The following is a 24394-nucleotide window of genomic DNA, read 5'->3' as shown; positions in this document are numbered from 1 at the left end:
TGTATTTGAAACCAAGCATGGGTAAGCGCTATAAGCTCTCTTTTTTGTTGTGGGCTTTGTGCACCTGTCGAGCCAGCCGTGCTGTGCCCAGGTGCTGTGCGAGTTTAGCGTCCAGCGGAAGCGGCTCGCCATGCAACTGCGCAGCAATCAACTCGCCACACAGCACAGACAGGCTCAGGCCGCGTGCGCCCAGGGCTGTCAGCGCCCACAGCCCCGGTGCGGCGGGGCTGACCAGGCCAGCGATGGGCAGGCGGTCATGGCTGGCGCAGCGTACCCGGCCCCAGGTGGGCTGACAGCGGCTGTCGGCAGGGTCAAACCAAGGGGCCAAAGGTGCACCGCTGGCAGGCAGCAGCGTAGAAAGCTTGGCGTAATTGGCGGTGTGTGCGGCCACCTGATCGGCCGCAGAGATGGGCATCTCAGTGACGTCGCGCTCAAACGTCGAACCCATGACCCAGCCTTGACCTTGAGGCAGCGGAATGTGGGTGACCAGGTTGCCATTGCCATTGACCGGAAAGGGCGGCAGGGCGTAGGCGTTGTGCAGGCTGTGCAGCCCCCAGGTGATTTGCCCCCGGATGGCTTGCAGCGGCCAGGTGGTATCGGCGGGCAACAGCTCTTGCGTTGCAGGGCCACAGGCCAGCACTGCGATATCGGCCTGCGCCAGCGTGCTGCCGTCAGCGGCCAGCGCCTGCCATGCGCTATCGGCGGTGGTTTGCAGGCGTGCCACATGTGCATGGGCCTGAAATTGAATGTTTGCATGGGCCAGCTGTGCCTGCACCAGCTGGGCAGGGCGTACCCAGCCGGCCTGGGCGTGCCAGCAGGCCACGGTGTCATCAGGCAAGCCTGCAGATTGCAGCTGGGCGCTGTCGGTGGCGTGGCTCCAGTCAGCGCCGGGGCCCTGGGCCCAACTGGCGGGCAGGCCCGTGCCGCCGTCGGTGCAATGCTCCAGCACGCCGCTGTGACCCCAGTCGGAGCCTTCGGCGCACAGGTCTTTCAGGCGTTGCAGTGTCATGCGCACGCCGCTGCGCGACAGACGCGAGAGCACGCTGTCGTCGGGCGAGACGTGTGGGCAAAACAGGCCCGCGGGCAAGCCTGATGCACCGTCGGCCGGGGCATCGCCAGCAGCCAGTACCGTGACGCGCCAGCCCCGCAGCGCCAGACTGTGGGCCACGGCAGAGCCGGCTAAGCCGGCACCAATGACCAGTGCGGTGCCCGCTTGAGCCACGGGTGCCGGCTCTGTCGATGCGCGCGCACGCGGCTGCCAGGAAGGGTTGAAGTAGGCCTGAAGGTTGTCGCGCTTGGGCGGCACACCGGGTACTTTGTGTACTTCAAAGCCGTGCTGCGTCAGTTGGTCGCGCACAGAACGTGCAATGGTCCAGGTGGCAAGGCGGGTGCCACGGCGGCAGTGGCGGGCCAGCGCTTTGAGGGTGTGGGTGTCCCAGATATCGGGGTTGGTGCTGGGGCTGAAACCGTCCAGATAGATGCTGTCGGCCACCGTGTGCTGCTGGCGCAGCATGGCTTGTGCATCACCGATCCACAGCGTCAGCTGCACACGCCCGCCTTCAAAGCTCAGTCGGTGCACACCTGGAAGCAGCCCGTAAAAGCGCGCAGCCAGTTGCTCGGCCAAATGGCGCAGCTGCGGCTCTTGCGGCGCCGCGCGCAGCAGATCCTGTGCGCTGACAGGGTAGGCCTCGATGGAGGTGAAGTGCAGCATGTCGGGGCGCTGGGCATCGGCCCTCCAGGCTGCCCAGGTCACCAGAAAATTCAGCCCCAGGCCAAAGCCAGTCTCCAGCACGCGCCACTGCGTCTGTCCGCCCCAGGCTGCGGGCAGGCCGCATCCTGCTACAAACACCTGCTGCGCCTGTGACAGCCCTCCGTGCTCGCTGTGGTAACGATCACCAAAGCGGGGGCTGTAAGGGGTTCCGTCGGGCAGCCAGTTCAAGGGTTCAGACATAAAAAACGTAGCAAATAAGGTAGACGCCAGTGGCACATCAGGCCGTAACAGGCATGCTTGGGGTGGCCGCCTTTACTCCCAGCGCTGCTGGTAGGAAAACACAGGCAGGCGCCAGCCAAAGCGGATGGCGGCCAGCCGCAGCGCCAGTCCACCGGCAAAGCATATGGCGGTGCTGATGCCCAGCGACACTTGCAGCGCCTGCAAGCCCAGGTAAAGCAAGCAAACGGCCATGGACACACTGGCATACAGCTCTCGGCGAAAGACCACGGGTACCTGGTTGCACAGCACATCGCGCAAGATGCCGCCACTGATACCTGTGATCATGCCGGCCATAACGACCACCAGCGGGTCATATCCCAGCTTGATGGCCACGTTGCTGCCGATCAGCGAAAAGGCAATCAGCCCCATTGCATCCAGCAGCAGGAAGACATGTTTCATGCGTTGCATATAACGCGCAATGACTGTGGTCAAGAGACCGGCAGACACCACCAGATAGACATAAACGGGGTGCTGGGTCCAGCCAATGGGGTAGTTGCCCAGCACCATGTCGCGGATGGTGCCACCGCCCAGAGCGGTCACGAAAGCAATCACCACCACACCGAAGATGTCCATATTGCGCCGCCCAGCAGCAAGTGCGCCGGACATGGCTTCGGCGGTGATGGCGATCACATAGATGACGAGAATGATGTCCAACTGCACGTTGAACAGAGAATGGAAAAAGTCGGAGAGGGCAGACACAACGCAAAAGTGTGAGTCCATGCACCAGCCAAGACACTCTTGAAAAAAGAGTGACTTCTTGGGCATGGGTAAGCCTCTCCCGCTGTCCTTTTACCTGAGAGTTTCAGCGCTGCGCATGTTCGTCATGCGCGCGCTTGCCCCTTCGGTGAACCGGCTGGCCTGGCAGGGCCCCGGTTGCTCTCCAGTCGGCGATAGTGTTCCGTGGTGCTGGGTGCCTGAGCGATTATGGGAGTTTGCGCCTTCGGCGGAGGCTAGCGCTTGCGCAGCCTCGCTCTCCCACGGAAAACAGAAGCCGCGATTATGAACTGCCGCGAAGACCCAATCTTGCAAGCGGGCATGTTGCACGCAAAAAAGCCCGGCACTTTGCGGGCCGGGCTTTGCGACACCCGTGCTGGGTGCCTGCCTTATGCCGACGGTGGTACGTAACCTGCAGCAGCATCTGCACCGCTGCCAAAGAAGTGGTTTTCCATCTGGCGGGCCAGATATTGGCGCGCACGTGCATCGGCCAGATTCAGGCGGTTTTCATTGACCAGCATAGTCTGGTGCTTGAGCCAGTCGGCCCATGCCTGCTTGCTCACGCTTTCATAAATGCGCTTGCCCAGCTCGCCGGGGTAGGGAGGAAAGTCCAAGCCTTCAGCTTCTTGGCCCAGTTTGATGCATTGAATGGTACGTGCCATGGGGGTTCCTCGTGCGAATTCAGATGTTTGGGTAATAACGAACTGAAATCTTATTGGTTTAAGTTTTGAAGACGTGCTTTCAGAATGCGTTCCAACGGTGAAAGGACCGTTGTCCCAACCAAAACCCGAAAGCAAAAATGAACAATCGCCGCAACTTTATCAAGATTCCTGTTGCCCTCAGCCTTTTGGCGGGCTTCACCTTCTCGGCGCTGCCTGCTTTGGCGGCCGATCCGGTCACTTTGCTCAATGTGTCGTATGACCCCACCCGTGAGTTGTACGTGGAGTACAACAAGGCATTTGCCAAGCACTGGAAAGAAAAGACGGGCCAGGACGTGGCGATCAAGCAGTCCCACGGCGGCTCAGGCAAGCAGGCGCGCTCCATCATTGATGGTCTGGACGCCGATGTCGCCACACTGGCACTGGCCGGCGATGTGGATGCCTTGGTCAAGAACGGCAACTACCTGGCGACGGACTGGCAAAAGAAGCTGCCTTTGAACAGCGCGCCTTACACCTCCACCATCGTTTTCCTGGTGAAAAAGGGCAACCCCAAGGGTTTGAAGGACTGGAGCGATCTGGTCAAACCCGGTGTACAGGTCATTACCCCCAACCCCAAAACCAGTGGCGGTGCTCGCTGGAACTATTTGGCTGCGTGGGAGTTTGCCAAACGCAAAAACGGTGGCGATGAAGCCAAGGCCAAAGATTTTGTGAAGCAGCTGTTTGCCAATGTGCCTGTGCTCGATACCGGCGCACGCGGCTCCACCATCACTTTTGTACAGCGCGGGGTGGGTGACGTGTTGCTGGCGTGGGAGAACGAAGCATTCCTGGCTTTGCGCGAATTTGGCCCAGAAAAGTTTGAAATCGTGGCGCCCTCGCTGTCCATCCTGGCAGAGCCTAGCGTGGCGGTCGTAGACAAAGTGGTCGACAAAAAAGGCACCCGAAAAGTAGCGCAGGCTTACCTGGAGTACCTGTACTCCGATGAAGGCCAGCAAATTGCTGCACGCAATTTCTACCGACCCACCAACGACAAGGTGAAGGCTGACTTTGCCAAGCAGTTCCCCAAGCTGGAGCTGTTCACCATCGACCAGGCCTTTGGTGGCTGGGACAAGGCGGACAAGGCCCACTTTGCCGACGGCGGCAGCTTTGACCAGATTTACACCAAAAAGTGACAGTGCCGCGCAAGCGGCTTGAGGGTGGCCTAGGAGCCACCCATTGTTTGAAGGAGCGCACCATGTCCCACACCCTTGTTCCCACCGATGCTCACAGCGTATTGCCGCATGAAGCGCTGTGCGCCCATGCAGCCCATGTGCTGCGCACTACGGCGCAGGCGTGGGGCATGTGCTCGCAGCAGCCGCAGCGTGCCTTTGCTGCAGCCGTGGTGCGCAAGCACAGCGTGGCCGCTCACTGTGCCGGTTTGCTGTGGTGGCAGGTGGCGGCATGACAGAGCCCAGCTTGGCAACGCTCGCTGCGGTGATGGGGGTGCACCATGTGCAGCTTTCGTACCCAGCCCATCTGCAAGCGCAGATTGAGCGTTTTTATGGGCAACTGCTTGGCCTGCCGCGCGTAGCGGGCAGCTCTTGCGCACCAGCCCCTGTTCTGCGTTACATGGCAGGCAGCCAGCGCCTGGATCTGGTGCCCCGCACCGCAGCCAGGCATGCTTGCGAGTGTCAGGGCCACCTGGCTTTACGGGTGGCTGGGCTTGATGCCTTGCATCAACGGCTGCTGGCCCACGGAGCCACGGCTTTGGCGGTGGTGCAGGTGTACGAAGGCATGCGCTTTTATGCCAAAGACCCAGCGGGCAACACGCTAGAGCTGCTGCAGCCTGCGGTGACAGAAATTTCCCTGCCATGCATGGGCTGTATGGCCGCAAGGCGTGCCCGTAGAAACTGCTGAGAAAGCGGTGGCGCTGGGCTAAGTGCGCGGTGGCAAACGGCTAGATGTGCAGCAGTTTGCCTGTGGTGAGAGCTGCGCAGAAACTGGCTGTTAGCGCGGATTGGATAGGCGCTAGAAGCGCTTTTTTATAAGAAGCTATATGAATTTTCAGCAACTGCGGTCGGTACGCGAAACGGTGCGGCGCAGCTTTAACCTGACCGATGTGGCGCAGATACTTCACACCTCGCAGCCGGGCGTGAGCCGCCAGATTCGAGAGCTGGAAGAAGAGCTGGGGGTGGACATTTTTCTGCGCGCTGGCAAACGCCTGACGGGGCTGACACCACCCGGAGAGGTGCTGCTGCCCATTGTGGAGCGGCTGCTGCTGGATGCTGACAACCTGCGCCGTGTGGGGGCCGACTTCAGCGCCAGCGCACAGGGGCGGCTGTCGATTGCCGCCACCCACAGTCAGGCACGCTATGCCTTGCCGCAGGTGGTGCATGAGTTTCGCCAGCGCTACCCACAAGTGCGTTTGCATTTGCACCAGGGCTCACCCAAACAGGTGGCAGAAATGCTGGTCAGCGGTGAGGCTGATATTGGCGTGGCTACGGAGGCCCTGGCCAGCTACGAAGGGCTGGTTACGCTGCCGTGCTACCGCTGGACGCACAGCGTAGTGCTGCCGCAGGGCCACCCTTTGCTGAAGCTGCAAGCGCCCATTACTTTGCAGGATTTGGCGGCCTATCCCATCATTACCTACGAGCAAGGCTACACAGGCCGTGCCCACATCGATGAAGCGTTTGAGCGCGAAGGTCTGGCCCCTGATGTGGTGTTAACCGCCATGGATGCCGATGTGATCAAAACTTACGTAGAGCTGGGAATGGGCGTGGGCATTGTGGCTTCTATTGCTGTGGATGCTGCGCGCGACCAGCACCTGCAGGCGCTGGATGCCGGCCATTTGTTCCAGGTGAATGTCACGCGGCTGGGGCTGCGCCGCGGTGCCTGGCTGCGGGGCTATGCCTACGACTTCATTGAAAGTTTTGTGCCCACACTCCAGCGTCAGCTGGTGGAGCAGGCCGTGCAAAGGGCAAAGCCGGTGTAGAGTGTGCTGGTGCTGCGCGTTTATCCACCCCCGAATTTCTGGATCTTGCATATCGATGGCTCGGCCATGCCCAACCCAGGGCGGATGGCGATTGGGGTCGTGCTGACCGGGCCAGACGGCTCGCAGCACACCATCGGGCAAGTTCTGCATGGCAGGGGCTGCAACAATGAAGCAGAGCTGCGCGCTTTGCAGGCAGGACTGCTCAGGGCGCAGGAGCTCGGGGCCAGCAGCCTGCGCATTTATACCGACAGCCAATGGGTGATTGAACAGCTGGCACCCCGGACAGTGCCGGGCGTGCACGTCAGGCCCACCTTGCGGCTGGCTCCCTGGCTGGAGGTGGTTCAGCCTTTGGTGCACTCATTTGAGCAGGTGCAGTGGCGCTGGATTCCACGCCACCTCAATACCGAAGCCGATGCGCTGGCGCGTCAGGCCAGTCTGAGCGCACAAGAAGCTTAAAAACAAGAGCGGCCAGCAATGGCTGCATAAGCGTAAAAGGCCTTTTTGCTGCGTATTTCTGTGTGCAGCGCTGCGGCGCAGTACGCGCAGATCGAGGTTTTCGTTGCCGCCAATATCCTGCAGCCTTGCGAGCCTGAGACAATGTCGCCCATCATGAGTGCTCAGAACGACAAGATTTCCCCCGATTCCCCCTACGTTGATATGCCCACTGGCGACCCCAGCCTGCCCGAGGGCTGGCTGGAAGTGGTGTCCATGGACATGGAAGCCAAAGGCATTGCCCGCAAGCCCGATGGCAAAGTGGTGTTTATTGACGGAGCTTTGCCCACTGAGCTGGTCACGGCCAATGTGCACCGCAAGAAAAACAACTGGGAAGCCGCCAGCCTGTTTGCGATTCACCGCGAATCATCGCAGCGCGTAACGCCTGGCTGCCCGCATGCCGGGCTGCACGAGGGTGCCTGCGGCGGTTGCAAGATGCAGCACCTGCACATCAATGCCCAAGTAGCCGTCAAGCAGCGCGTGCTGGAAGACAACCTGTGGCATCTGGGCAAGGTCAAAGCCGAAACCATGATGCGCCCCATCGAAGGCCCCACTTGGGGCTACCGCTACCGTGCGCGTCTGTCGGTTCGCTATGTGATCAAAAAAGGCAAGGTGTTGGTGGGCTTTCATGAGCGCAAGAGTCGCTACATCGCCGATATGGAAACCTGCAAGGTATTGCCCCCCCATATTGATGCCATGTTGATGCCCATGCGCGCGCTGGTCGCCAGCATGGATGCGCGAGAGCAATTGCCGCAAATCGAAGTGGCCTGTGGCGACCACGTTACCGCTTTGCTGCTGCGCCACATGGTGCCTTTGACTGAGGCCGACCAGCAGCGCCTGCGTGACTTTGCTGCTGTCCACAATGTGCAGTGGTGGCTGCAGCCCAAGGGCCCAGAGACCGTGCACAAGATGCAAGAGGGCGGCCCTGAGCTGTCGTACAGTCTGCCGGACTTTGGCATCCACATGCCTTTCAAGCCCACGGACTTCACCCAGGTCAATCCGCACATCAACCGTGTGCTGGTGACGCGTGCGCTGCGCTTGCTGGATGTACAAAAGCACGAGCGCGTGATCGACTGGTTCTGCGGCCTGGGTAACTTCACCTTGCCGCTGGCCACCCAAGCGCGCGAAGTGCTGGGCATTGAAGGCTCGGACACGCTGGTGCAGCGCTCCCTGGACAACTACGCGGCCAACAACGCCCAGCGTGGCGAAGGCAGCCCACTGGCGCCTACGACGTTTGTGGGGCGCAACCTGTTCAACATGACGCCTGCGCTGTTGATGGCCGACGGCAATGCCGAAAAGTGGCTGATCGATCCTCCCCGGGAAGGTGCCTTTGCGCTGTGCCAGGCACTGGCAGACATCCACCAGATTCGCACCGGTGCCAAGCAAACCGGTGTGCCCAGCGAAGAGCAGCCTGATGTGCTGCCGCCGCTGCCCGAAGGCCATGAAAACTGGCAGTTCCCTCAGCGCATTGTGTACGTCAGCTGTGGCCCTGCAACGCTGGCGCGCGATACGGGTTTGCTGGTCAATCAGGCAGGCTACCGCTGCGTACAAGCCGGCGTGGTCAACATGTTCCCGCATACCGCCCACGTGGAATCCATGGCCGTGTTTGAGCGCGTGAACTAAATCGATTGAACCTGGGCAGCCTAGAGGCTGTGTGGTGGTGATCTGTGAAAAAGCCCGCAAGCGTGATATGCGCTTGCGGGCTTTTTTGTGTGATCCTTTGGGTGTTAGACCGCTACCGTTAGATGGTGAGGTCTGCGGGTTGCAGTCAACACCTGGTTTAACTGCGAGGGCGGGCGTATTCCGTCTCGATGTCCTCGTCTGGGCGTGCCTTGGCCGGTGCATCGGGCTTTTGCGTGAACACCGAGGGCGTACCCTCTAGCTTGTGCTCGCGCATGTACTCGTCCATGTCCTTCCAGCCGGCAAACACCATGGATTTAGGGGCTTTGGGGTTGAGCGTGTAGCAGTCTTCAATGCCGCGCATGGCATGCCGGCAGCCGCTGCCGATGGCCTTGGCCTCGTTCTCGCGGATGACAGTACGTGGGTCTGGACCCAGGCCCGGTACTTGTTCTAGACAGCCCGCCAGCAGCATCGCCCCCAATGGAAGCAGCAAAAAAGCAGGGCGAATGGAGTGGTGATGGTTTGGCATGTCCCTCAATTATCGGCAAGTCTTTTTCAAAATTAAGCCCTTCTTTGAATGAGCATGAAAAAAGGCCCCACAAGGGGCCTTTCGGTGGAGCAAGCGGTGCTTAATCGCGTTCGCCGCCCATGATGCCCAGCAGGGCCAGCAGGCTTTGGAACACGTTGAAGACGTCCAGGTACAGCGCCAGTGTTGCGCTGATGTAGTTGGTCTCGCCGCCGTCCAGAATCTGCTTGATGTCATACAGCATGTAGGCCGAGAAGATACCGATTGCCAGCATGGAGATGGCCATCATGCCTGCGCTGGAGCCTACAAACACGTTGATCACAGCGCCCACCATCAGCACCAGAGCACCGACAAACAGCCACTTGCCCATGCCTGAGATGTCGCGCTTGATCACGGTGGCCAGAGAAGCCATCACGAAGAACACGCCGGCAGTGCCTGCAAACGCGGTCATGATCAGCTGCGAGCCATTGCTGAAACCCAGCACCATGGCAATCAGGCGCGAGAGCATCAAGCCCATGAAGAACGTGAAGCCTAAAAGCACAGGGATGCCAGCGGCAGAGTTCTTGGTCTTTTCAATGGCGAACATGAAACCAAAGGCACCGACCATGAATACGATCAGGCCCATGAAGCCGGTCAGTCCAGCAGTAATGCCTGTGCTCACACCCACCCATGCGCCCAATACGGTGGGCAGCAAACTCAGCGCCAGCAGCCAGTAAGTGTTGCGCAGCACTCTGTGGCGCTGCTGCTGCGAGATGCCGTAGCCTGCAGAGTCCAAAGTGTTTATATGGTTCATTGAGTGTTTTCTCCTTAGTAGGTATAGCGAAACGGCTATGTCAGTCATTCTATGAGACGAATGCCAACCCACAAGTTCCCAAAACCTTGGCTTCTAAGGCAGTTTTCTGCGTGGTTTTAGGTTGGAATGTTTTGCGCAGAAGGTTAGGGCGGGGGTGGCAAGAGTCAGTATGCTCAAACGCTGGATACCAAACCTCTTGGGAGAGCATTTCGATGAAGAATAAATTTGAGCTGGAACTGGCAGACGTCAAGAAAATTGCTGCGGCTGCGGAAGCAGAAGCGCTGAAGAACAACTGGGCGGTCACGATCTCTGTTGTGGACGATGGTGGTCACCTGCTGTGGCTGCAGCGCTTGGATGGTGCTGCTCCCATTTCTTCGCACATTGCACCTGCCAAGGCGCGTTCTGCCGCCGTGGGCCGCAAGGACACCAAGGCATTTGAAGACATGATCAACAATGGACGTACAGCTTTCCTGAGCGCACCTTTTGTCGATGGCTTGCTGGAAGGCGGCGTGGCCATCATGAAAAATGGACAGTGCCTGGGCGCAGTGGGTGTGTCGGGGGTCAAGGCTAGCGAAGATGCACAAGTGGCCAATGCCGGCATCGCCGCACTGGGCCTGTAAACACCGCGCAGCCTTTGCCAAAGAAACCCATGAAAAAAGCGACCTTGAAGGTCGCTTTTTTGTTGCAGTTGGGTGGAAAAAAAGGACTGGCTACGCAATGCCCGATGAAGGTTTGTTGGCTGGCCTAAACGATGCCAGGTCCTCACCCGCATCGCCCCACGATGAAACTGTTGAGATACTTACTTCGTCAAAATCAGCTTGCCCAGTTTGGTGGACTGCAAACGGTAGGTGGCACCGTTGTGCACGATGGACACAGACTTTTTGCCGCGCAGCAGCATTTCGCTGTCCACACTCAGGTCGTGTGCCAAAGCAGGTTGGCTGACCGCACTGTCTGCCAGTACGGACTGCTCAACAGGAGTGCGGCGTGCGCTTGGAAGGGATAGTGTGGCTTGCATGGTGCGAAGTGTGTTGACGTTTTAGTAATGATAACTATTCCCATTCAATAGTCAACGCTAATTTTGCGATAACCCGTAAAAAAGTGTGTTTTGAAAAAAAGTAGCTGCATACGCTGATGTATCAATGGTTTTAGATATAAAAGATATTGAAATCATTGATATATAAGCGCTGAAAGCTCACTTTATGTGTTCCGCAGACGCAAAAAAGCCCTGCAGGCTTGCGCTTTATGCAGGGCTTGGGATCGGGGAGGGCGGAGGCCTTACTTCTCAGGCTCTGTGACAAAACCAATCTTGCGGATTCCGGTGCTTTGTGCCGCGGCCATGGCTTTGGCAATGCGCTCGTAGCGCACTTCCTTGTCACCGTGGATGTGCAGATCAGGCTGAGGATCCTTGGCAGCCTCTGCTGTCAGGCGTTCCACCAGTTGCTCATCGCTGATGGCTTCCTTGTTCCAGTGGTACTGGCCCTGGGCATCAATGGACAGACTGATGTTTTGGGGCTTGACCACTTCAGGCTCGTTGGAGGCGCGGGGCAGATCCACGTTCACTGCGTGCTTCATGACAGGCACGGTGATGATGAACACGATAAGGAGCACCAGCATGACGTCCACCAGGGGCGTCATGTTGATTTCGTTCATGACATCATCGCTGTCGTCTTGGGTGCCGAAGGCCATGATTTAGGCCCCTTTCTTCAAAGGCAGTACTTTGCTGTCTTGGTGGCTGGTGGTGTCGACCGTCATGCGGGTACCTGTCACAAAGAAAGCGTGCATGTCGTGTGCAAAGCTGTTCAAGCTACCCAGCACGCCCTTGTTGCCGCGCACGATGGCGTTGTAGCCCAGTACTGCAGGAATGGCCACAGCCAAACCGAAGGCGGTCATGATCAGCGCCTCGCCAATAGGGCCAGCCACCTTGTCGATCGAAGCTTGGCCCGAAGTGCCAATCACGATCAGTGCGTGATAGATGCCCCACACAGTACCAAACAGGCCCACGAAAGGTGCGGTCGAGCCAACGGACGCCAAGATGGCCAGGCCCGATTGCATGCGTGCAGTAAATTCATCAATGCCGTTGCGCAAGCAGCGGGTCACCCAGTCGCTGACATCCAGTGTGTCATGCAAGTGCGCACTGGTTTTGCGGTGGTGAGAGATGGCTTCGCGGCCTTCCAGTGCCAGATAGCGGAAAGGGTTGGCGGGATCTGCATCCAGCTTGTTCAGGCCAGAGCCGAAGTCCTCGCTGTGCCAGAAATCTTTGGCTTCCTTGGCGTACTTCTTGAATTTCATCAGGCCCAGTGCCTTGACGATGATGACGACCCACGATGCCACAGACATGATCAGCAGCAAAATGGCCACGCCACGGGTGACAAAGTCGCCTTGCGCCCAGACGTGGGCAATGCCGAATTGGGATTCCATGAAAACTCCTGAGATGACTGTTTATTCGAGAACGAAATTGACGGGCACGATGTTCCACATGGCTTCTGGAACACCATTGCGTTTACCGGGGACAAAGCGCCACTTCTGAACAGAAGCAAGGGCTGCCTTGTCGAGGCGGTCGAAACCGCTGGATTGCTTGATCTCAATTTGTTGAGGCGATCCGTTTTCATCCACCAGCACGCGCAGCAAGACTTTGCCTTGCTCGCTCATGCGACGGCTGATTGAGGGGTAGCTAGGGCGCGGATTGTTCAGGTAAGCCGCATTGCTGGAGGGCAACTGCACGGCCCCGCCTGACGGAGGCGCAGGAGCAGCAGGCGCAGCAGGAGCAGCAGGAGGTGCTGGCGGAGCTGCTTCAGCCACGGGCGCCGGGGTGCTATCCAACGTGCCTTTTGGTGCATTCGGGGCCGGTGTGGGATCCGTAATGGCTTTGGGCAACGGCGGCGCTTTCTGTACCGGTGTGGGCTTTGGCTTGGGAGGCTGGGGCTTGGGTGTCGGTTTGGGGGGCTGTGGCTGAGGGGGGGCTGGCGGTGCCGCTGCTGGAGGCTCTGGTGCGGGTGGTGCAATGAACTGCGCAATCACTTCCGCAGCAATGATTTGAGGCTCTGGCGGGCGGCTCATGCCATTTTGCAATGCCCAGATACCAGCAGCATGCAGTGCCAGCACCATCCCGGTAATCATGGTTTTTTTGCCAAGAGAACCGTGAGGGGCGAGATGTTCGGAGGAAAGCATAAATATCAAAAAACCAGCTGACACAGCCGGTGTGGCCAGCCATGGTGGCCATGTGCAGGGGAGGCGCGAAATCGTACGCGAAGGCGAAAGTTACAAAAACCCTATTTTCGGAAAATCCACCATGAGCAGCCTAAAACTAAAATCAGACTGCCTGCAATAGTTGAGAAGAATGCCATGCTTTGCTCTCCAAAATAGGGGTGGCAAGCTGAACTGTCTGCACAACGGTTTCATTGTGGATAGCCGCAGTATTGCCCTTGGAGCAGCACTTGGCTACCACGTCACGTGCACAGGTCTCGCAGCGACCGCATTGGGTGGCCACACCAAGCTCAAATTGGATTTCGTCGAAACTCATCCCTGCATGCGCATGGTGTGCGATTTCGCGATCAGAAACTCGGTGGCATACACAAACGATCATGGCTGCAAACAGTTGTGGCTGGCTATTGATATGGTGGAACGAATTATAAATGCGAATTCATCGCATTTGCAAACACTTTCTATCCATCGGGTCAATCCGGTGCTGAAAGAGGCACTGATGCCCTGCATGCAGGCGTAAAAAAACCGGCCTAAGCCGGTTCGTTGAAAGCTGTGTCGATCAGCTGACGTGCTTGCCGATCAGGCCAGCCATTTCGAACATCGAAACTTGTGGCTTGCCGAACACTTCCTTGAGCTTGGCGTCTGCATTGATCATGCGCTTGTTGGCAGCATCTTGCAGGTTGTGGGCCTTGATGTAGACCCACAGCTTGCTGATGATTTCAGTGCGGGGCAGGGGCTCCTTGCCCACCACAGCAGCCAGAGCAGCGCTGGGTGTCAGGGGCTTCATGAAGGCTGCGTTAGGAGTGCGCTTTTTTGCGGGAGCTGCTGTTGCAGCAGTTGCCTTCTTTGCAGTTGCCATTTTTGCTTTCCTTTTTGGGATGAGTTTTGCGCCAGTATCTCTGAGTTCGTGACCTTGTCAGAGCTGGTTGAGGCAGATGCTAATGGGAAAAATTCGGCTTTCCAAGCGGGCGAACCATTTTTTCCAGTGATTTGTTGCATCACAGCACGTAAATTGCCTAAAAACTGTATCTATTCTTTGCAATCTGAGGCTCTGGTGGGACTATGCGCGCCAGATGGCTGCTGTGACAGTGGCGGATTGCATGCAAAGAAACTAGGAGATGGCGTGACGATTGCTTTTCAAACTTGCGATTTTTGTGACGTGTACAAATCTGATGAGAGCGGAGCGTTCCGCGTCTTGCCCCCGGTATTTCAGCATTTCGGGGGGAAGGTGCAATTTGCAGGGCAAGTGACAACCGTGAAGTGTTTTGAGGACAACAGCCTGGTCAAGCAGGCGCTGGATACCGCCGGACAAGGACGCGTCCTGGTCGTCGATGGTGGCGGGTCGCTGCGCAAAGCTTTGGTCGGTGGCAATTTGGCGGCTGCAGCCGCTCGCAATGGTTGGGCTGGCGTGCTGGTCTACGGCTGTGTTCGCGATGCTGCTGAGTTGCGAGCCGCCGAGGTCGGGATTTGTGCCCTTGCCCTGATGCCGATGCCCACGGATAAACGTGGTGAAGGTCAAAAAGACGCGGTGGTGGATATTGCGGGGGTGCGTCTCCAGCCTGGCGACTGGCTGTATGCCGATGAAGATGGCATTGTGATTGCAGCCACTGCGCTGCATCTCTGATGAAGTGGTTTGTGGCGGCTCAGTGATCTGTGTTTTTTCACTGAGTATTAATGTGATTTCGCAATGTGAAATGGAGAGGTGTTGCACTGCAGCAAAGCCATCTCACTTGAAGGAATGCGATTTCACATTGAGATAAATGAGCGTAAGCTATTGTTTTTTATAGTCATAAATATTTGTCTTGTATAAGATATAAGAGCTTGATTAACTCTTCTATAAGACTTAAATTTATCTCCAAGCCGAACAACAAACGGCGCCAAGTTTCAATACCTTGCTTTACTTTGAATGGAGATCAACATGCCTGAATCCCTGAACCAGCAACTGAGCCGCGAACAGCAAATTGCCGCCTTGGAAAAAGACTGGGCGCAAAACCCTCGTTGGAAAGGTGTTAAGCGTGGTTACTCCGCTGCTGATGTTGTGCGTTTGCGCGGCAGCCTTCAGCCAGAGCACACTTTGGCAAAGCGCGGAGCAGAGAAGCTGTGGGAGAAAATCAACGGCGGAGCCAATAAGGGCTATGTGAACGCTTTTGGCGCGATTTCTGCTGGCCAAGCGATGCAGCAAGCGAAGGCTGGCCTGGAGGCTGTGTATTTGTCGGGCTGGCAAGTGGCCGCTGACGGTAATACCTCCGAAACCATGTACCCGGACCAGTCTCTGTATGCCTACGACTCGGTGCCAACCATGGTGCGCCGTATCAACAATACATTCAAGCGCGCAGATGAAATTCAGTGGAGCCGTGGCGTCAATCCTGATGATGCAGCGTTCATTGACTATTTTCTGCCCATCGTGGCAGATGCGGAGGCGGGCTTTGGCGGTGTGCTGAATGCTTTTGAATTAATGAAGAACATGATCGCTGCTGGCGCATCGGGCGTTCACTTTGAGGATCAGCTTGCGGCGGTGAAGAAATGTGGTCACATGGGCGGCAAGGTGCTGGTGCCAACCCATGAAGCATGCGAGAAGTTGATTTCGGCCCGTTTTGCTGCAGACGTGATGGGTGTGTCCACGATCGTGTTGGCACGCACTGATGCTGAAGCAGCCAATCTGATCACTTCAGACCATGATGCCAATGACAAGCCATTCCTGACGGGTGAGCGTACGCAGGAAGGTTTCTACCGCGTCAAGAATGGTCTGGAGCAATCCATCAGCCGCGGTGTTGCCTATGCCCCTTATGCGGACCTGGTGTGGTGCGAAACCGGTGTACCTGACATTGGTTTTGCCCGCGAGTTTGCCCAGGCTGTGCATGCTGCATGCCCAGGTAAGCTGCTGAGCTACAACTGCTCGCCCTCGTTCAACTGGAAGAAGAACTTGAACGACAGCCAGATCGCTTCGTTCCAGGAGGAACTGTCGGATTTGGGTTACAAATTCCAGTTCATCACCTTGGCGGGTATTCACATCAACTGGTACAACAGCTTCCAGTTCGCCCATGCTTACGCTCGCGGCGAGGGCATGAAGCACTATGTGAACATGGTGCAAGAGCCAGAATTTGCTGCTCGCGAAAAGGGCTACACCTTCGTGTCGCACCAGCAAGAAGTGGGAGCAGGTTACTTTGATGACGTGACCACGGTCATCCAAGGTGGTTCATCTTCTGTGAAGGCATTGACTGGTTCGACCGAAGAAGAGCAGTTCCACTGATCTATACCGCTTGAAAGCGTGGTGGGGCGCTTTCAGGCCATGCAAATGTATGGCGCGGCATATGCCCGCAGCTTTGGCTGCGGGTTTTTTTGTTTGTACGACGCTAAAATGGCGAAAGAGCTAACCAACAAGGGCGAGAAAGGCATTCTGGTTATGACACCGCGAACGACAAGCACGGAGATGTTGCACAGCCAGTAAGGCTGTGAGTTCGCGCATGCCCAGGGTTGTTATCCATAAAGCGCGGACAAGTTCCGCGCTTTGCTTTTGCAGCGGCGCGTGCGCTACGGTTACAGACAAAGATAGCTAAGGATTTTCATGTTAAAGATCACTCTTCCTGATGGCTCGCAACGCGAATTTGAGGGTCCCGTTACTGTGATGCAGGTTGCTGCGTCAATTGGCCCTGGATTGGCAAAAAATACCGTTGCAGGCAAGGTCAATGGCCGCTTGGTGGATGCTTGCGAGCTGATCGAGCAGGACGCGAAGCTGCAAATCATCACCCCTAAAGATCAAGAGGGTGTTGAAATTATTCGCCACTCCGCCGCCCATTTGGTCGGTCATGCGGTCAAGCAGTTGTACCCCACTGCCAAGATGGTGATTGGCCCGGTCATTGATGAGGGCTTTTACTACGACATCTCTTACGAGCGTCCCTTTACGCCAGAAGACATGGCCGCCATTGAGGCGCGCATGAAAGAGCTGATCGCGCAAGACTACGATGTCATTAAGAAAATGACACCGCGCGATGAGGTCATTCAAATCTTCAAGGAGCGTGGAGAGGACTACAAGCTGCGCTTGGTGCAGGACATGCCCGACGAGAAGGCGATGGGCCTGTATTACCACCAAGAGTATGTGGACATGTGTCGTGGCCCCCATGTGCCGAACACTCGTTTTTTGAAAGTATTCAAGCTGACCAAGCTGGCGGGTGCTTATTGGCGTGGTGATGCCAAGAACGAACAGCTGCAGCGCGTTTACGGAACTGCCTGGGCGGATAAGAAAGATCTGCAGGCTTACATCACGCGCATTGAGGAAGCGGAAAAACGGGATCACCGCCGCCTGGGCCGTGAGCTGGACCTTTACCATATTGATGAATGCTCGCCCGGCACTGTGTTCTGGCACCCCAAGGGCTGGCGCGTGTGGCAAGAGGTTGAGCAGTACATGCGCCGTGTCTATCGTGACAATGGTTACGAAGAGGTCAAAGGCCCTCAGATTCTGGATAAGACACTGTGGGAGAAAACTGGCCACTGGGATAAATATCGCGACAACATGTTCGTGACTGAGTCTGAAAAGCGTGATTACGCTTTGAAGCCCATGAACTGCCCGGGCCACATTCTGATCTTCAAGCAAGGCATCAAAAGTTACCGTGATTTGCCGTTGCGCTACGGTGAATTTGGTCAGTGCCACCGCAACGAGCCCACTGGCGGCTTGCACGGTATCATGCGTGTGCGAGGCTTTACGCAAGATGACGGACACGTTTTTTGTACTGAAGACCAGATTCAAAAGGAAGTGCTGGACTTCACAACGCTGCTGCAAAAGGTCTATGCAGACTTTGGCTTTACCGAAATTATTTACAAGGTAGCCACCCGTCCTGAAGCGCGCATTGGCTCAGATGAAAGCTGGGACAAAGCCGAAAAAGCGTTGTTTGATACGCTGAAAGCATCGGGCTGCGACTACCAGATCGCGGTAGGTGATGGTGCGTTCTACGGACCTAAGATTGAGTACACCTTGAAAGATGCACTGGGCCGGCAGTGGCAATGCGGCACGATCCAGGTCGACTTCTCCATGCCAGAGCGTTTGGATGCTGAGTACGTAGGGGAAGACGGTCATCGCCACCGCCCTGTGATGCTGCACCGTGCAATCGTTGGCTCCATGGAGCGTTTCATTGGTATTTTGATTGAGCAATTTGCAGGCGCATTGCCCGTTTGGCTGGCTCCTGAGCAGGTTGCCGTGCTCAATATCACTGATGCACAAGCCGATTACGTAAAGGAAGTTGTGGCAAAGGTGCAAAAAGCACTGCCTCATCAAAGCCTTAAGGTGGTGTCTGACCTGCGCAATGAAAAGATCACGTATAAAATACGCGAGCATGCATTGCAGAAGCTGCCTTATATCCTTGTCGCTGGCGATAAGGAAAAAGCGGCAGGCACCGTCGCTGTGCGTGCCCGAGGTAATAAAGACTTGGGCGTAATGTCGGTAGACGCATTCATTGAATTGCTGTCCAGCGATATTGACAACAAAGTCTGATGCAAGTGGCGCAACCCTGGTTGCGCTATCTTCATCAATGCAAGCAGCTACGCTTTTCGTAGCGATATGAATTTAGGGTGAGAGCCATAGCTACAGAATTCCGTGATCGTCGCCACCGCGAGGAACGTAAACACCGTCTGAACCGTGAAATCATGGCGCCTGAAGTGCGTTTGTCTGGTCCAGAAAATGAGCCTATCGGTATTGTTTCTATTCAAGAAGCACTGCGCATGGCTGGTGACTTAGACGTTGATTTGGTGGAAATTGCCGCTACTGCGAATCCTCCCGTATGCCGCTTGATGGACTACGGTAAGTTCAAATATCAGGAGCAAAAGAAGGCGGCAGAAGCCAAGGCCAAGCAAACCGTTATCGATATCAAGGAAGTGAAATTCCGTCCTGGTACCGATGATGGTGACTATGGCATCAAGTTGCGCAATATTCGCCGGTTCTTGGCGGATGGCGACAAGGTGAAGGTGACTTTGCGTTTCCGTGGTCGCGAAATTACGCACCAGCAATTGGGCCTTGATTTGCTCAATCGCCTGCGTGATGAGTTGGCTGACATCATCCAAGTTGAGCAATTTCCCAAGCTGGAAGGCCGCCAAATGGTTATGATGATCGCCCCGGCTCGCAAGAAGCCCACGTCTGCCAGTGCCAAGCCTGTGGCTGATAGCGCATCAAGCAGCGACGCGGCGTAAGCTGAGTTAGAATTTTAGGGAACCTGCCCGCAAGGGCAGGTTTCTGTTTTGCAGCTTGCAAAAGTTGCTAAAACGCTGGTGAGAGCCAGCAACCAAGAAGTGTCTCGGGGCCAACAAGATTGCGCAAAGTTGTGCAAACGCCTCACGAGCACAAAAAATAGGAGCATTAACATGCCCAAAATGAAGACCAAGAGCGGTGCGAAGAAGCGTTTTCGCGTTCGTCCCGGTGGTACCGTCAAGCGCGGTCAAGCCTTCAAGCGTCACATCTTGACCAAGAAGACCACGAAGAACAAGCGTCACCTGCGTGGCACTGTCTCCGTGCATGAAGGCGATATGGGCTCCATCGCAAAGATGTTGCCTGGCGCTGGTCTGTAATTCACTGACGAACTAGGAGAAAACACATGCCTCGCGTCAAACGTGGTGTAACGGCCCGTGCCCGTCACAAAAAAGTTCTGACCCTTGCTAAGGGTTTCCGCGGTCGTCGCGGTAACGTCTTCCGCGTCGCCAAGCAGGCGGTGATGAAGGCAGGCCAATACGCCTACCGTGACCGCCGTACTAAAAAGCGCGTCTTCCGCCAGTTGTGGATTGCCCGTATCAACGCCGCTGCTCGTGAATTGGGTCTGACATACAGCCAGTTCGCCAACGGCCTGAAGAAGGCTTCCATCGAAATCGACCGCAAGATGCTGGCCGATATCGCTGTGCACGACAAGGCTGCTTTCAGCAGCATCGTTGACCAAGTTAAGGCCAAGCTGGCTGCTGCTTGAGGTAACGATCGGTAGTTGCTAGTGATGTAGTAGCTACTGGCGCACAATCAGCAAGGGCTAGAGCTTGAAAAGGCGCTAGCCCTTGTTTATTTTTAATCGTCGCTAAAGAGTCGATATGAACGAGTTGGATTCTCTGGTCGAAAGCGCGCAACAGTTGTTTGCGCAGGCCCACACCCCCGCTGATCTGGAAAATGCCAAGGCGCAGTTTCTGGGCAAGTCGGGCAAGATGACTGAGCTCATGAAGGGCATGGCGCAGCTTTCTATCGAAGAGAAAAAGTCGCGTGGTGCTGCCATCAATGTGGCCAAGCAGGCGATTGAAGCGGCCTTGACAGCCCGCCGCACGGCCTTGGCTGATGCAGAGCTGCAAGCCCATCTGAAGGCCGAAGTGCTGGATGTGACGCTGCCCGGCCGTCGCCGTGGCGCGGGCGGTCTGCACCCTGTGTCCATCACGATGGAGCGCATTGAGGGCATTTTTGGCTCCATGGGTTTTGATGTGGCCGAAGGCCCCGAAATTGAATCCGACTGGTTTAACTTTACGGCACTGAACACGCCGGAAGATCACCCCGCACGCTCGATGCACGACACCTTCTACGTAGAAGGCGGCACCGAGCACGCGCCCAACTTGCTGCGCACGCACACCAGCCCCATGCAGGTGCGTCATGCGGTGCAGCATGTGAAAAAATACCGCAATGCGATCGATGCTGGCCAAGGTATGCCGGAGATCCGCGTCATTGCACCTGGCCGCACTTACCGTGTGGACTCGGATGCCACTCACTCCCCCATGTTCCACCAGTGCGAAGGTCTGTGGATTGGTGAGAACGTGAGCTTCAAGGACTTGAAGGTCGTGTTCACTGACTTTTGCAAGACCTTCTTTGAGTCAGATGATCTGGTGCTGCGTTTTCGCCCCAGCTTTTTTCCGTTCACCGAGCCTTCGGCGGAAATTGACATCCAGTTCCAAAGCGGCCCGCTGGCCGGCAAGTGGCTGGAGGTGGCAGGCTCTGGACAGGTGCACCCCAACGTGGTGCGCAACATGGGCCTGGATCCAGAAAAGTACATTGGCTTTGCCTTTGGCATGGGCCCCGACCGCCTGACGATGCTGCGTTATGGCGTGAACGATTTGCGCTTGTTCTTTGACGGCGATATCCGTTTCTTGTCGCAATTTCAGTAATTCATAAAGAGAGCGGCTAACGCTTATTCCATAAGGTTTTCAGGTAGTTTTTATGCTGAAAACAAGTACTGGTAAGCCTGAGTAGCTCTTTTTTTTGTATTTATGCAGCCCAGCCAGCAACGGCCTCTTGAGCAACAAGAGGGTGCTGGCATGAAAGCCAAAGAGCCTGACTATGCAATTTCCTGAATCTTGGTTGCGCCAATACTGCAACCCCAATCTGACCACCCAGCAACTGGCCGACACTTTGACCATGGCGGGTCTGGAGGTTGAAGAGCTGGACCCCGTCGCACCTGCTTTCACTGGCATTGTGGTGGGCGAAATCAAAGAAGCCGTGCAACACCCTGACGCTGACCGTCTGCGTGTGTGTCAGGTGGATGTGGGTGCCCCTGAATTGCTGAGCATTGTCTGTGGTGCACCCAATGCGCGTGTGGGCATCAAGATCCCTTGCGCCACGGTGGGTGCTGAGCTGCCACCGGGCCCCGATGGCAAACCCTTCAAGATCAAAATCGGCAAGCTGCGCGGCGTGCCCAGCTACGGCATGTTGTGCTCGGCCAAAGAGCTGGGTATTGCCGAAGACACTGGCGGCCTGCTGGAGCTGCCTGCCGATGCGCCTTTGGGTCAGGATATTCGCGCATACCTGAATCTGGATGACACCTTGTTCACCCTCAAGCTCACGCCCAATTTGGCGCACTGCCTGAGCGTGTACGGCATTGCCCGTGAAGTGTCGGCCCTGACAGGTGCACCGCTGAAGGCGATGGACTACCCGCAGGTGCCGGTGGCTTCGCAGGAGACGTTGCCTGTAAAAATTGAGGCACCTGATCTGTGTGGCCGTTTCTCGGGCCGCATTGTGCGCAATGTGAACACGCAGGTGAAGACGCCCCAGTGGATGGTTGACCGTCTGGCACGCTGCGGCCAGCGTACGGTGTCGCCACTGGTGGATATTTCCAACTACGTGATGTTTGAGCTGGGCCGCCCCAGCCACATTTTCGATCTGGACAAGATCCACGGTGGTTTGAATGTGCGCTGGGCCCATGTGGGCGAGACGCTCAAGCTGCTCAATGGTAATACGGTGCAGTTTGACGACTTCATCAAGGTTGGTGTGATTGCCGATGACCAGGCGGTCGAGTCACTGGCAGGCATCATGGGTGGCGATGCCACGGCGGTGTCTGATGACACCCAGCACATTTATATCGAAGCCGCGTTCTGGTTCCCCAAGGCGGTGGCTGGCCGCTCGCGCCACTTCAACTTCTCCACCGATGCGGGTCACCGCTTTGAGCGTGGCGTGGACCCTGAATTCACGGTCGAGCACATTGAGCGCATTACGCAGCTGGTGCTGGAAATCTGCGGCACTGCAGACACGCAAGTGTGTGCCATGGATGACCACAAGCCGAATATGCCCGCAGCCAAGCCCGTGCAATTGCGCGTGGCGCGTGCCGCCAAAGTGATTGGCATGCCCGTGACCCAGCAGCAGTGCCTGGATGCCTTGAATGGCCTGGGCCTGCCTGCGGTGGTGGCACAAGAGGGTGTGATCAGTGTGACGGCGCCCACTTTCCGCTTTGACATCAATCTGGAAGAAGACCTGATTGAAGAAGTGGCGCGCATGATTGGTTACGACAACCTGCCCACCACCAAGCCATTGGCCCCTATTTCGCCCAAGTTGCGTGCTGAAAACAAGCGCAGTCCTTACACGGTGCGCCATGCACTGGCTGCGCTGGGTTATCAGGAAACCATCAACTTCAGCTTCGTTGAAGAAAAGTGGGAAGCTGAGCTGGCGGGCAACACCAATCCCATCAAGCTGCTCAATCCGATTGCCAGCCAACTGAGCGTGATGCGCTCGAGCCTGATTGGCTCGCTGGTGCAGGTGCTGAAGTTCAACGTCGATCGCAAAGCATCTCGCGTGCGCGTGTTTGAGCTGGGTCGTGTGTTTTTTAAGGACGCGTCGGTGGTGGAGTCTGACACCACCGTCAAGGGCTTTTATCAGCCCATGCGGGTCGCCGGGTTGGCCTATGGCGCTGCATCTCAGCAGCAATGGGGTGTGGCTGATACGAAGGTCGATTTCTACGACATCAAGGGCGATGTAGAAGCGTTGCTGGCTCCATTCACGCCTGTGTTTGAAACTGCTGAGCACCCCGCCATGCACCCAGGCCGCTGCGCCCGCGTCGTGGTTAACGGCAAGGCTATCGGTTTTGTGGGTGAGTTGCACCCCAAGTGGCGTCAAAGCTGGGATCTGGCCCAGGCACCTGTGCTGTTTGAGCTGGAACTCGATGCGGTACTGGCGCGTGAAGTGCCTGTGTTCCAGGCTGTCTCCAAGCACCAGGCGGTAGAGCGTGATGTAGCTGTTGTGGTCAAGGAAAGCGTCACCCATGCGCAAGTCATGGCGGCAGTTGCTGCAGGCGTGCCAAGCGGTATTTTGCGCAATGCGGTGCTGTTTGACGTGTTCCGCCCGAAGAAGCTCAAAGCTGGTGAAGATGCTGCGCCAGGCAGCTTGGCGCAAGATGAAAAGAGCCTAGCCGTGCGCTTGACATTGGGCAGCGAAGAGGCATCGCTGACTGATGTGCAAATCGATGCCGCCATGCAAGGTGCCATTACTGCGTTGCAAACCCAACTGGAGGCCCGCCTGCGCGGGTAAGGTGAACCATGGAAGCTAACAAAGTGTTGTTGGACAGCGAGTTGGAGGCAGCGGGTGCCTTGACCAAGGCGCAGCTGGCTGATCTGTTGTTTGACCAATTGAGTGTGAGCAAGCGCGAGGCCAAAGAAATGGTCGATGCGTACTTTGATCTGATCGCCAGCAGTCTGGTTCAAGGCGAGGAGGTCAAACTCTCGGGTTTTGGCAATTTCCAAATTCGCACCAAGGCACCACGGCCGGGGCGCAATCCGCGTACGGGTGAATTGATTCCGATCGAAGCCCGCCGCGTGGTGACGTTCCATGCCAGTACCAAGCTCAAGGAGCAGATTCAGGGCTAAAAGGTGAGGATCAGATTCAGGCGCTTGAGAGATTGAGCGTAATCTGAGTTTTGTGCCGTCTGATTTGCATTGGATGCTACAAAAAATGGATTACAATTTGAGCTTCGGCGTGTAGCGCAGCCAGGTAGCGCACTTGCATGGGGTGCAAGGGGTCGCGAGTTCGAATCCCGCCACGCCGACCAAACTTATCTCTGACAAGCCAGGTGAAAATCTGGCTTGTTGCACTTTCAAGATGTCCTTAGCGTTTTGAAAGTGGGTGTAAAACCAAGATATAATCTAAGGCTTCGGCGTGTAGCGCAGCCAGGTAGCGCACTTGCATGGGGTGCAAGGGGTCGCGAGTTCGAATCCCGCCACGCCG

The 24394-nt window shown here is 56.7% G+C and carries 27 protein-coding genes, 2 tRNA genes and 1 riboswitch; of the genes, 18 read left to right on the top strand and 11 right to left on the bottom strand.

Annotated elements, in window-relative coordinates:
- Nucleotides 1–28 precede the first annotated feature (28 nt).
- The 3 genes from mnmC to H9646_RS17675 all read right to left on the bottom strand — a co-directional run bounded on the left by mnmC (nt 29) and on the right by H9646_RS17675 (nt 3366).
- Nucleotides 29–1951 (bottom strand): FAD-dependent 5-carboxymethylaminomethyl-2-thiouridine(34) oxidoreductase MnmC, encoded by a 1923-nt coding sequence (gene mnmC, locus H9646_RS17685; protein ID WP_191724714.1) that lies wholly within the window; start codon nt 1949–1951, stop codon nt 29–31.
- Nucleotides 1952–2023: 72 nt separating this feature from the next.
- Nucleotides 2024–2689, bottom strand: coding sequence for a trimeric intracellular cation channel family protein (locus H9646_RS17680; protein WP_287916388.1), 666 nt, complete (start codon nt 2687–2689; stop codon nt 2024–2026).
- A gap of 192 nt (nt 2690–2881) precedes the next feature.
- A riboswitch (glycine riboswitch) is annotated at nt 2882–2978 on the bottom strand.
- Nucleotides 2979–3093: 115 nt separating this feature from the next.
- Complete coding sequence (locus H9646_RS17675; protein WP_191724712.1) at nt 3094–3366, bottom strand: oxidative damage protection protein; 273 nt, start codon at nt 3364–3366, stop codon at nt 3094–3096.
- Nucleotides 3367–3503: 137 nt separating this feature from the next.
- On the opposite strand from H9646_RS17675, the gene H9646_RS17670 reads away from it, so the two are divergent.
- The 6 genes from H9646_RS17670 to rlmD all read left to right on the top strand — a co-directional run bounded on the left by H9646_RS17670 (nt 3504) and on the right by rlmD (nt 8446).
- A complete protein-coding gene (locus tag H9646_RS17670) occupies nt 3504–4532 on the top strand; it encodes a sulfate ABC transporter substrate-binding protein (protein ID WP_191724711.1) in 1029 nt (342 codons plus the stop codon).
- A gap of 62 nt (nt 4533–4594) precedes the next feature.
- A complete protein-coding gene (locus tag H9646_RS17665; protein ID WP_191724710.1) occupies nt 4595–4804 on the top strand; it encodes a hypothetical protein in 210 nt (69 codons plus the stop codon).
- The gene (locus tag H9646_RS17660; protein ID WP_225214310.1) at nt 4801–5256 is read left to right on the top strand and encodes a VOC family protein; all 456 of its coding nucleotides are present in this window, start codon (nt 4801–4803) and stop codon (nt 5254–5256) included. The genes H9646_RS17665 and H9646_RS17660 overlap by 4 nt, the downstream gene beginning before the upstream one ends.
- 139 nt (nt 5257–5395) lie before the next feature.
- Nucleotides 5396–6331, top strand: a complete 936-nt coding sequence (locus H9646_RS17655; protein WP_191724709.1) for a CysB family HTH-type transcriptional regulator — start codon at nt 5396–5398, stop codon at nt 6329–6331.
- Nucleotides 6332–6340: 9 nt separating this feature from the next.
- On the top strand, nt 6341–6787 hold the full coding sequence (locus H9646_RS17650) for a ribonuclease HI family protein (RefSeq protein ID WP_318244943.1): 447 nt from the start codon (nt 6341–6343) through the stop codon (nt 6785–6787).
- 153 nt (nt 6788–6940) lie between these two features.
- Complete coding sequence (gene rlmD, locus H9646_RS17645) at nt 6941–8446, top strand: 23S rRNA (uracil(1939)-C(5))-methyltransferase RlmD (RefSeq protein ID WP_191724738.1); 1506 nt, start codon at nt 6941–6943, stop codon at nt 8444–8446.
- 157 nt (nt 8447–8603) lie between these two features.
- On the opposite strand, the gene H9646_RS17640 is transcribed toward rlmD, so the two are convergent.
- Together H9646_RS17640 and H9646_RS17635 are read right to left on the bottom strand one after the other, a co-directional pair.
- Nucleotides 8604–8972, bottom strand: a complete 369-nt coding sequence (locus tag H9646_RS17640; protein ID WP_191724708.1) for a hypothetical protein — start codon at nt 8970–8972, stop codon at nt 8604–8606.
- A gap of 100 nt (nt 8973–9072) precedes the next feature.
- Nucleotides 9073–9762, bottom strand: coding sequence for a Bax inhibitor-1/YccA family protein (locus H9646_RS17635; protein WP_191724707.1), 690 nt, complete (start codon nt 9760–9762; stop codon nt 9073–9075).
- Between the two features lie 212 nt (nt 9763–9974).
- Here H9646_RS17635 and H9646_RS17630 point away from each other — a divergent pair, with 212 nt between their 5' ends.
- On the top strand, nt 9975–10382 hold the full coding sequence (locus tag H9646_RS17630) for a GlcG/HbpS family heme-binding protein (RefSeq protein WP_191724706.1): 408 nt from the start codon (nt 9975–9977) through the stop codon (nt 10380–10382).
- Nucleotides 10383–10561: 179 nt separating this feature from the next.
- Here the strand turns inward: H9646_RS17630 and hemP are convergent, their stop codons facing one another.
- The 6 genes from hemP to H9646_RS17600 form a co-directional block, all read right to left on the bottom strand.
- Complete coding sequence (gene hemP / locus H9646_RS17625) at nt 10562–10777, bottom strand: hemin uptake protein HemP (RefSeq protein ID WP_191724705.1); 216 nt, start codon at nt 10775–10777, stop codon at nt 10562–10564.
- A 260-nt stretch (nt 10778–11037) separates the two neighbouring features.
- Nucleotides 11038–11448, bottom strand: a complete 411-nt coding sequence (locus tag H9646_RS17620) for an ExbD/TolR family protein (protein WP_191724704.1) — start codon at nt 11446–11448, stop codon at nt 11038–11040.
- Between the two features lie 3 nt (nt 11449–11451).
- Nucleotides 11452–12180 (bottom strand): MotA/TolQ/ExbB proton channel family protein, encoded by a 729-nt coding sequence (locus H9646_RS17615; protein WP_191724703.1) that lies wholly within the window; start codon nt 12178–12180, stop codon nt 11452–11454.
- A 21-nt stretch (nt 12181–12201) separates the two neighbouring features.
- The gene (locus tag H9646_RS17610; RefSeq protein WP_191724702.1) at nt 12202–12930 is read right to left on the bottom strand and encodes an energy transducer TonB; all 729 of its coding nucleotides are present in this window, start codon (nt 12928–12930) and stop codon (nt 12202–12204) included.
- Nucleotides 12931–13072: 142 nt separating this feature from the next.
- On the bottom strand, nt 13073–13345 hold the full coding sequence (locus tag H9646_RS17605; RefSeq protein WP_191724701.1) for a (2Fe-2S)-binding protein: 273 nt from the start codon (nt 13343–13345) through the stop codon (nt 13073–13075).
- Between the two features lie 177 nt (nt 13346–13522).
- On the bottom strand, nt 13523–13822 hold the full coding sequence (locus H9646_RS17600) for an SWIB/MDM2 domain-containing protein (RefSeq protein WP_191724700.1): 300 nt from the start codon (nt 13820–13822) through the stop codon (nt 13523–13525).
- A 264-nt stretch (nt 13823–14086) separates the two neighbouring features.
- Between H9646_RS17600 and rraA the strand changes: the two genes are divergently transcribed.
- From rraA to H9646_RS17545, 11 genes are all read left to right on the top strand, one after another.
- A complete protein-coding gene (gene rraA, locus H9646_RS17595; protein ID WP_191724737.1) occupies nt 14087–14587 on the top strand; it encodes a ribonuclease E activity regulator RraA in 501 nt (166 codons plus the stop codon).
- Between the two features lie 294 nt (nt 14588–14881).
- Complete coding sequence (aceA, locus tag H9646_RS17590) at nt 14882–16213, top strand: isocitrate lyase (protein ID WP_191724699.1); 1332 nt, start codon at nt 14882–14884, stop codon at nt 16211–16213.
- Nucleotides 16214–16528: 315 nt separating this feature from the next.
- The gene (gene thrS / locus H9646_RS17585) at nt 16529–18448 is read left to right on the top strand and encodes a threonine--tRNA ligase (protein ID WP_191724698.1); all 1920 of its coding nucleotides are present in this window, start codon (nt 16529–16531) and stop codon (nt 18446–18448) included.
- 77 nt (nt 18449–18525) lie between these two features.
- Nucleotides 18526–19140: a translation initiation factor IF-3 gene (infC, locus tag H9646_RS17580; protein ID WP_191724697.1), complete on the top strand. Its 615-nt coding sequence runs from the start codon at nt 18526–18528 to the stop codon at nt 19138–19140.
- A 171-nt stretch (nt 19141–19311) separates the two neighbouring features.
- Nucleotides 19312–19515 (top strand): 50S ribosomal protein L35, encoded by a 204-nt coding sequence (gene rpmI, locus H9646_RS17575; protein WP_191724696.1) that lies wholly within the window; start codon nt 19312–19314, stop codon nt 19513–19515.
- A 26-nt stretch (nt 19516–19541) separates the two neighbouring features.
- Nucleotides 19542–19904 (top strand): 50S ribosomal protein L20, encoded by a 363-nt coding sequence (gene rplT, locus H9646_RS17570; RefSeq protein ID WP_191724695.1) that lies wholly within the window; start codon nt 19542–19544, stop codon nt 19902–19904.
- Between the two features lie 115 nt (nt 19905–20019).
- The gene (gene pheS / locus H9646_RS17565) at nt 20020–21072 is read left to right on the top strand and encodes a phenylalanine--tRNA ligase subunit alpha (RefSeq protein WP_191724694.1); all 1053 of its coding nucleotides are present in this window, start codon (nt 20020–20022) and stop codon (nt 21070–21072) included.
- A gap of 172 nt (nt 21073–21244) precedes the next feature.
- Nucleotides 21245–23701 carry a phenylalanine--tRNA ligase subunit beta gene (pheT, locus tag H9646_RS17560; protein WP_191724693.1) on the top strand — a complete coding sequence of 819 codons (2457 nt, stop codon included), beginning with the start codon at nt 21245–21247 and terminating at the stop codon, nt 23699–23701.
- Nucleotides 23702–23709: 8 nt separating this feature from the next.
- A complete protein-coding gene (locus H9646_RS17555; RefSeq protein WP_191724692.1) occupies nt 23710–24036 on the top strand; it encodes an integration host factor subunit alpha in 327 nt (108 codons plus the stop codon).
- 105 nt (nt 24037–24141) lie between these two features.
- Nucleotides 24142–24218 (top strand) — tRNA-Pro (locus tag H9646_RS17550).
- 103 nt (nt 24219–24321) lie between these two features.
- Nucleotides 24322–24394: transfer RNA gene (locus H9646_RS17545), tRNA-Pro, on the top strand.

Origin of the sequence: Comamonas avium (assembly GCF_014836675.1) — a bacterium.
Classification (GTDB): Bacteria; Pseudomonadota; Gammaproteobacteria; order Burkholderiales; family Burkholderiaceae_C; genus Comamonas; species Comamonas avium.
Note: the sequence above shows the minus strand (reverse complement) of the source record. Positions and strands in the feature narration are given on the sequence as shown.

Bases quoted from the DNA above. Each gene is read 5' to 3' on its own strand.
- mnmC (WP_191724714.1), bottom strand. From the start codon at position 1,951: ATGTCTGAACCCTTGAACTGGCTGCCCGACGGAACCCCTTACAGCCCC.
- H9646_RS17675 (WP_191724712.1), bottom strand. From the start codon at position 3,366: ATGGCACGTACCATTCAATGCATCAAACTGGGCCAAGAAGCTGAAGGC.
- H9646_RS17670 (WP_191724711.1), top strand. From the start codon at position 3,504: ATGAACAATCGCCGCAACTTTATCAAGATTCCTGTTGCCCTCAGCCTT.
- H9646_RS17665 (WP_191724710.1), top strand. From the start codon at position 4,595: ATGTCCCACACCCTTGTTCCCACCGATGCTCACAGCGTATTGCCGCAT.
- H9646_RS17660 (WP_225214310.1), top strand. From the start codon at position 4,801: ATGACAGAGCCCAGCTTGGCAACGCTCGCTGCGGTGATGGGGGTGCAC.
- H9646_RS17655 (WP_191724709.1), top strand. From the start codon at position 5,396: ATGAATTTTCAGCAACTGCGGTCGGTACGCGAAACGGTGCGGCGCAGC.
- rlmD (WP_191724738.1), top strand. From the start codon at position 6,941: ATGAGTGCTCAGAACGACAAGATTTCCCCCGATTCCCCCTACGTTGAT.
- H9646_RS17640 (WP_191724708.1), bottom strand. From the start codon at position 8,972: ATGCCAAACCATCACCACTCCATTCGCCCTGCTTTTTTGCTGCTTCCA.
- H9646_RS17635 (WP_191724707.1), bottom strand. From the start codon at position 9,762: ATGAACCATATAAACACTTTGGACTCTGCAGGCTACGGCATCTCGCAG.
- H9646_RS17630 (WP_191724706.1), top strand. From the start codon at position 9,975: ATGAAGAATAAATTTGAGCTGGAACTGGCAGACGTCAAGAAAATTGCT.
- hemP (WP_191724705.1), bottom strand. From the start codon at position 10,777: ATGCAAGCCACACTATCCCTTCCAAGCGCACGCCGCACTCCTGTTGAG.
- H9646_RS17620 (WP_191724704.1), bottom strand. From the start codon at position 11,448: ATGGCCTTCGGCACCCAAGACGACAGCGATGATGTCATGAACGAAATC.
- H9646_RS17615 (WP_191724703.1), bottom strand. From the start codon at position 12,180: ATGGAATCCCAATTCGGCATTGCCCACGTCTGGGCGCAAGGCGACTTT.
- H9646_RS17610 (WP_191724702.1), bottom strand. From the start codon at position 12,930: ATGCTTTCCTCCGAACATCTCGCCCCTCACGGTTCTCTTGGCAAAAAA.
- H9646_RS17605 (WP_191724701.1), bottom strand. From the start codon at position 13,345: ATGATCGTTTGTGTATGCCACCGAGTTTCTGATCGCGAAATCGCACAC.
- H9646_RS17600 (WP_191724700.1), bottom strand. From the start codon at position 13,822: ATGGCAACTGCAAAGAAGGCAACTGCTGCAACAGCAGCTCCCGCAAAA.
- aceA (WP_191724699.1), top strand. From the start codon at position 14,882: ATGCCTGAATCCCTGAACCAGCAACTGAGCCGCGAACAGCAAATTGCC.
- thrS (WP_191724698.1), top strand. From the start codon at position 16,529: ATGTTAAAGATCACTCTTCCTGATGGCTCGCAACGCGAATTTGAGGGT.
- rpmI (WP_191724696.1), top strand. From the start codon at position 19,312: ATGCCCAAAATGAAGACCAAGAGCGGTGCGAAGAAGCGTTTTCGCGTT.
- rplT (WP_191724695.1), top strand. From the start codon at position 19,542: ATGCCTCGCGTCAAACGTGGTGTAACGGCCCGTGCCCGTCACAAAAAA.
- pheS (WP_191724694.1), top strand. From the start codon at position 20,020: ATGAACGAGTTGGATTCTCTGGTCGAAAGCGCGCAACAGTTGTTTGCG.
- pheT (WP_191724693.1), top strand. From the start codon at position 21,245: ATGCAATTTCCTGAATCTTGGTTGCGCCAATACTGCAACCCCAATCTG.
- H9646_RS17555 (WP_191724692.1), top strand. From the start codon at position 23,710: ATGGAAGCTAACAAAGTGTTGTTGGACAGCGAGTTGGAGGCAGCGGGT.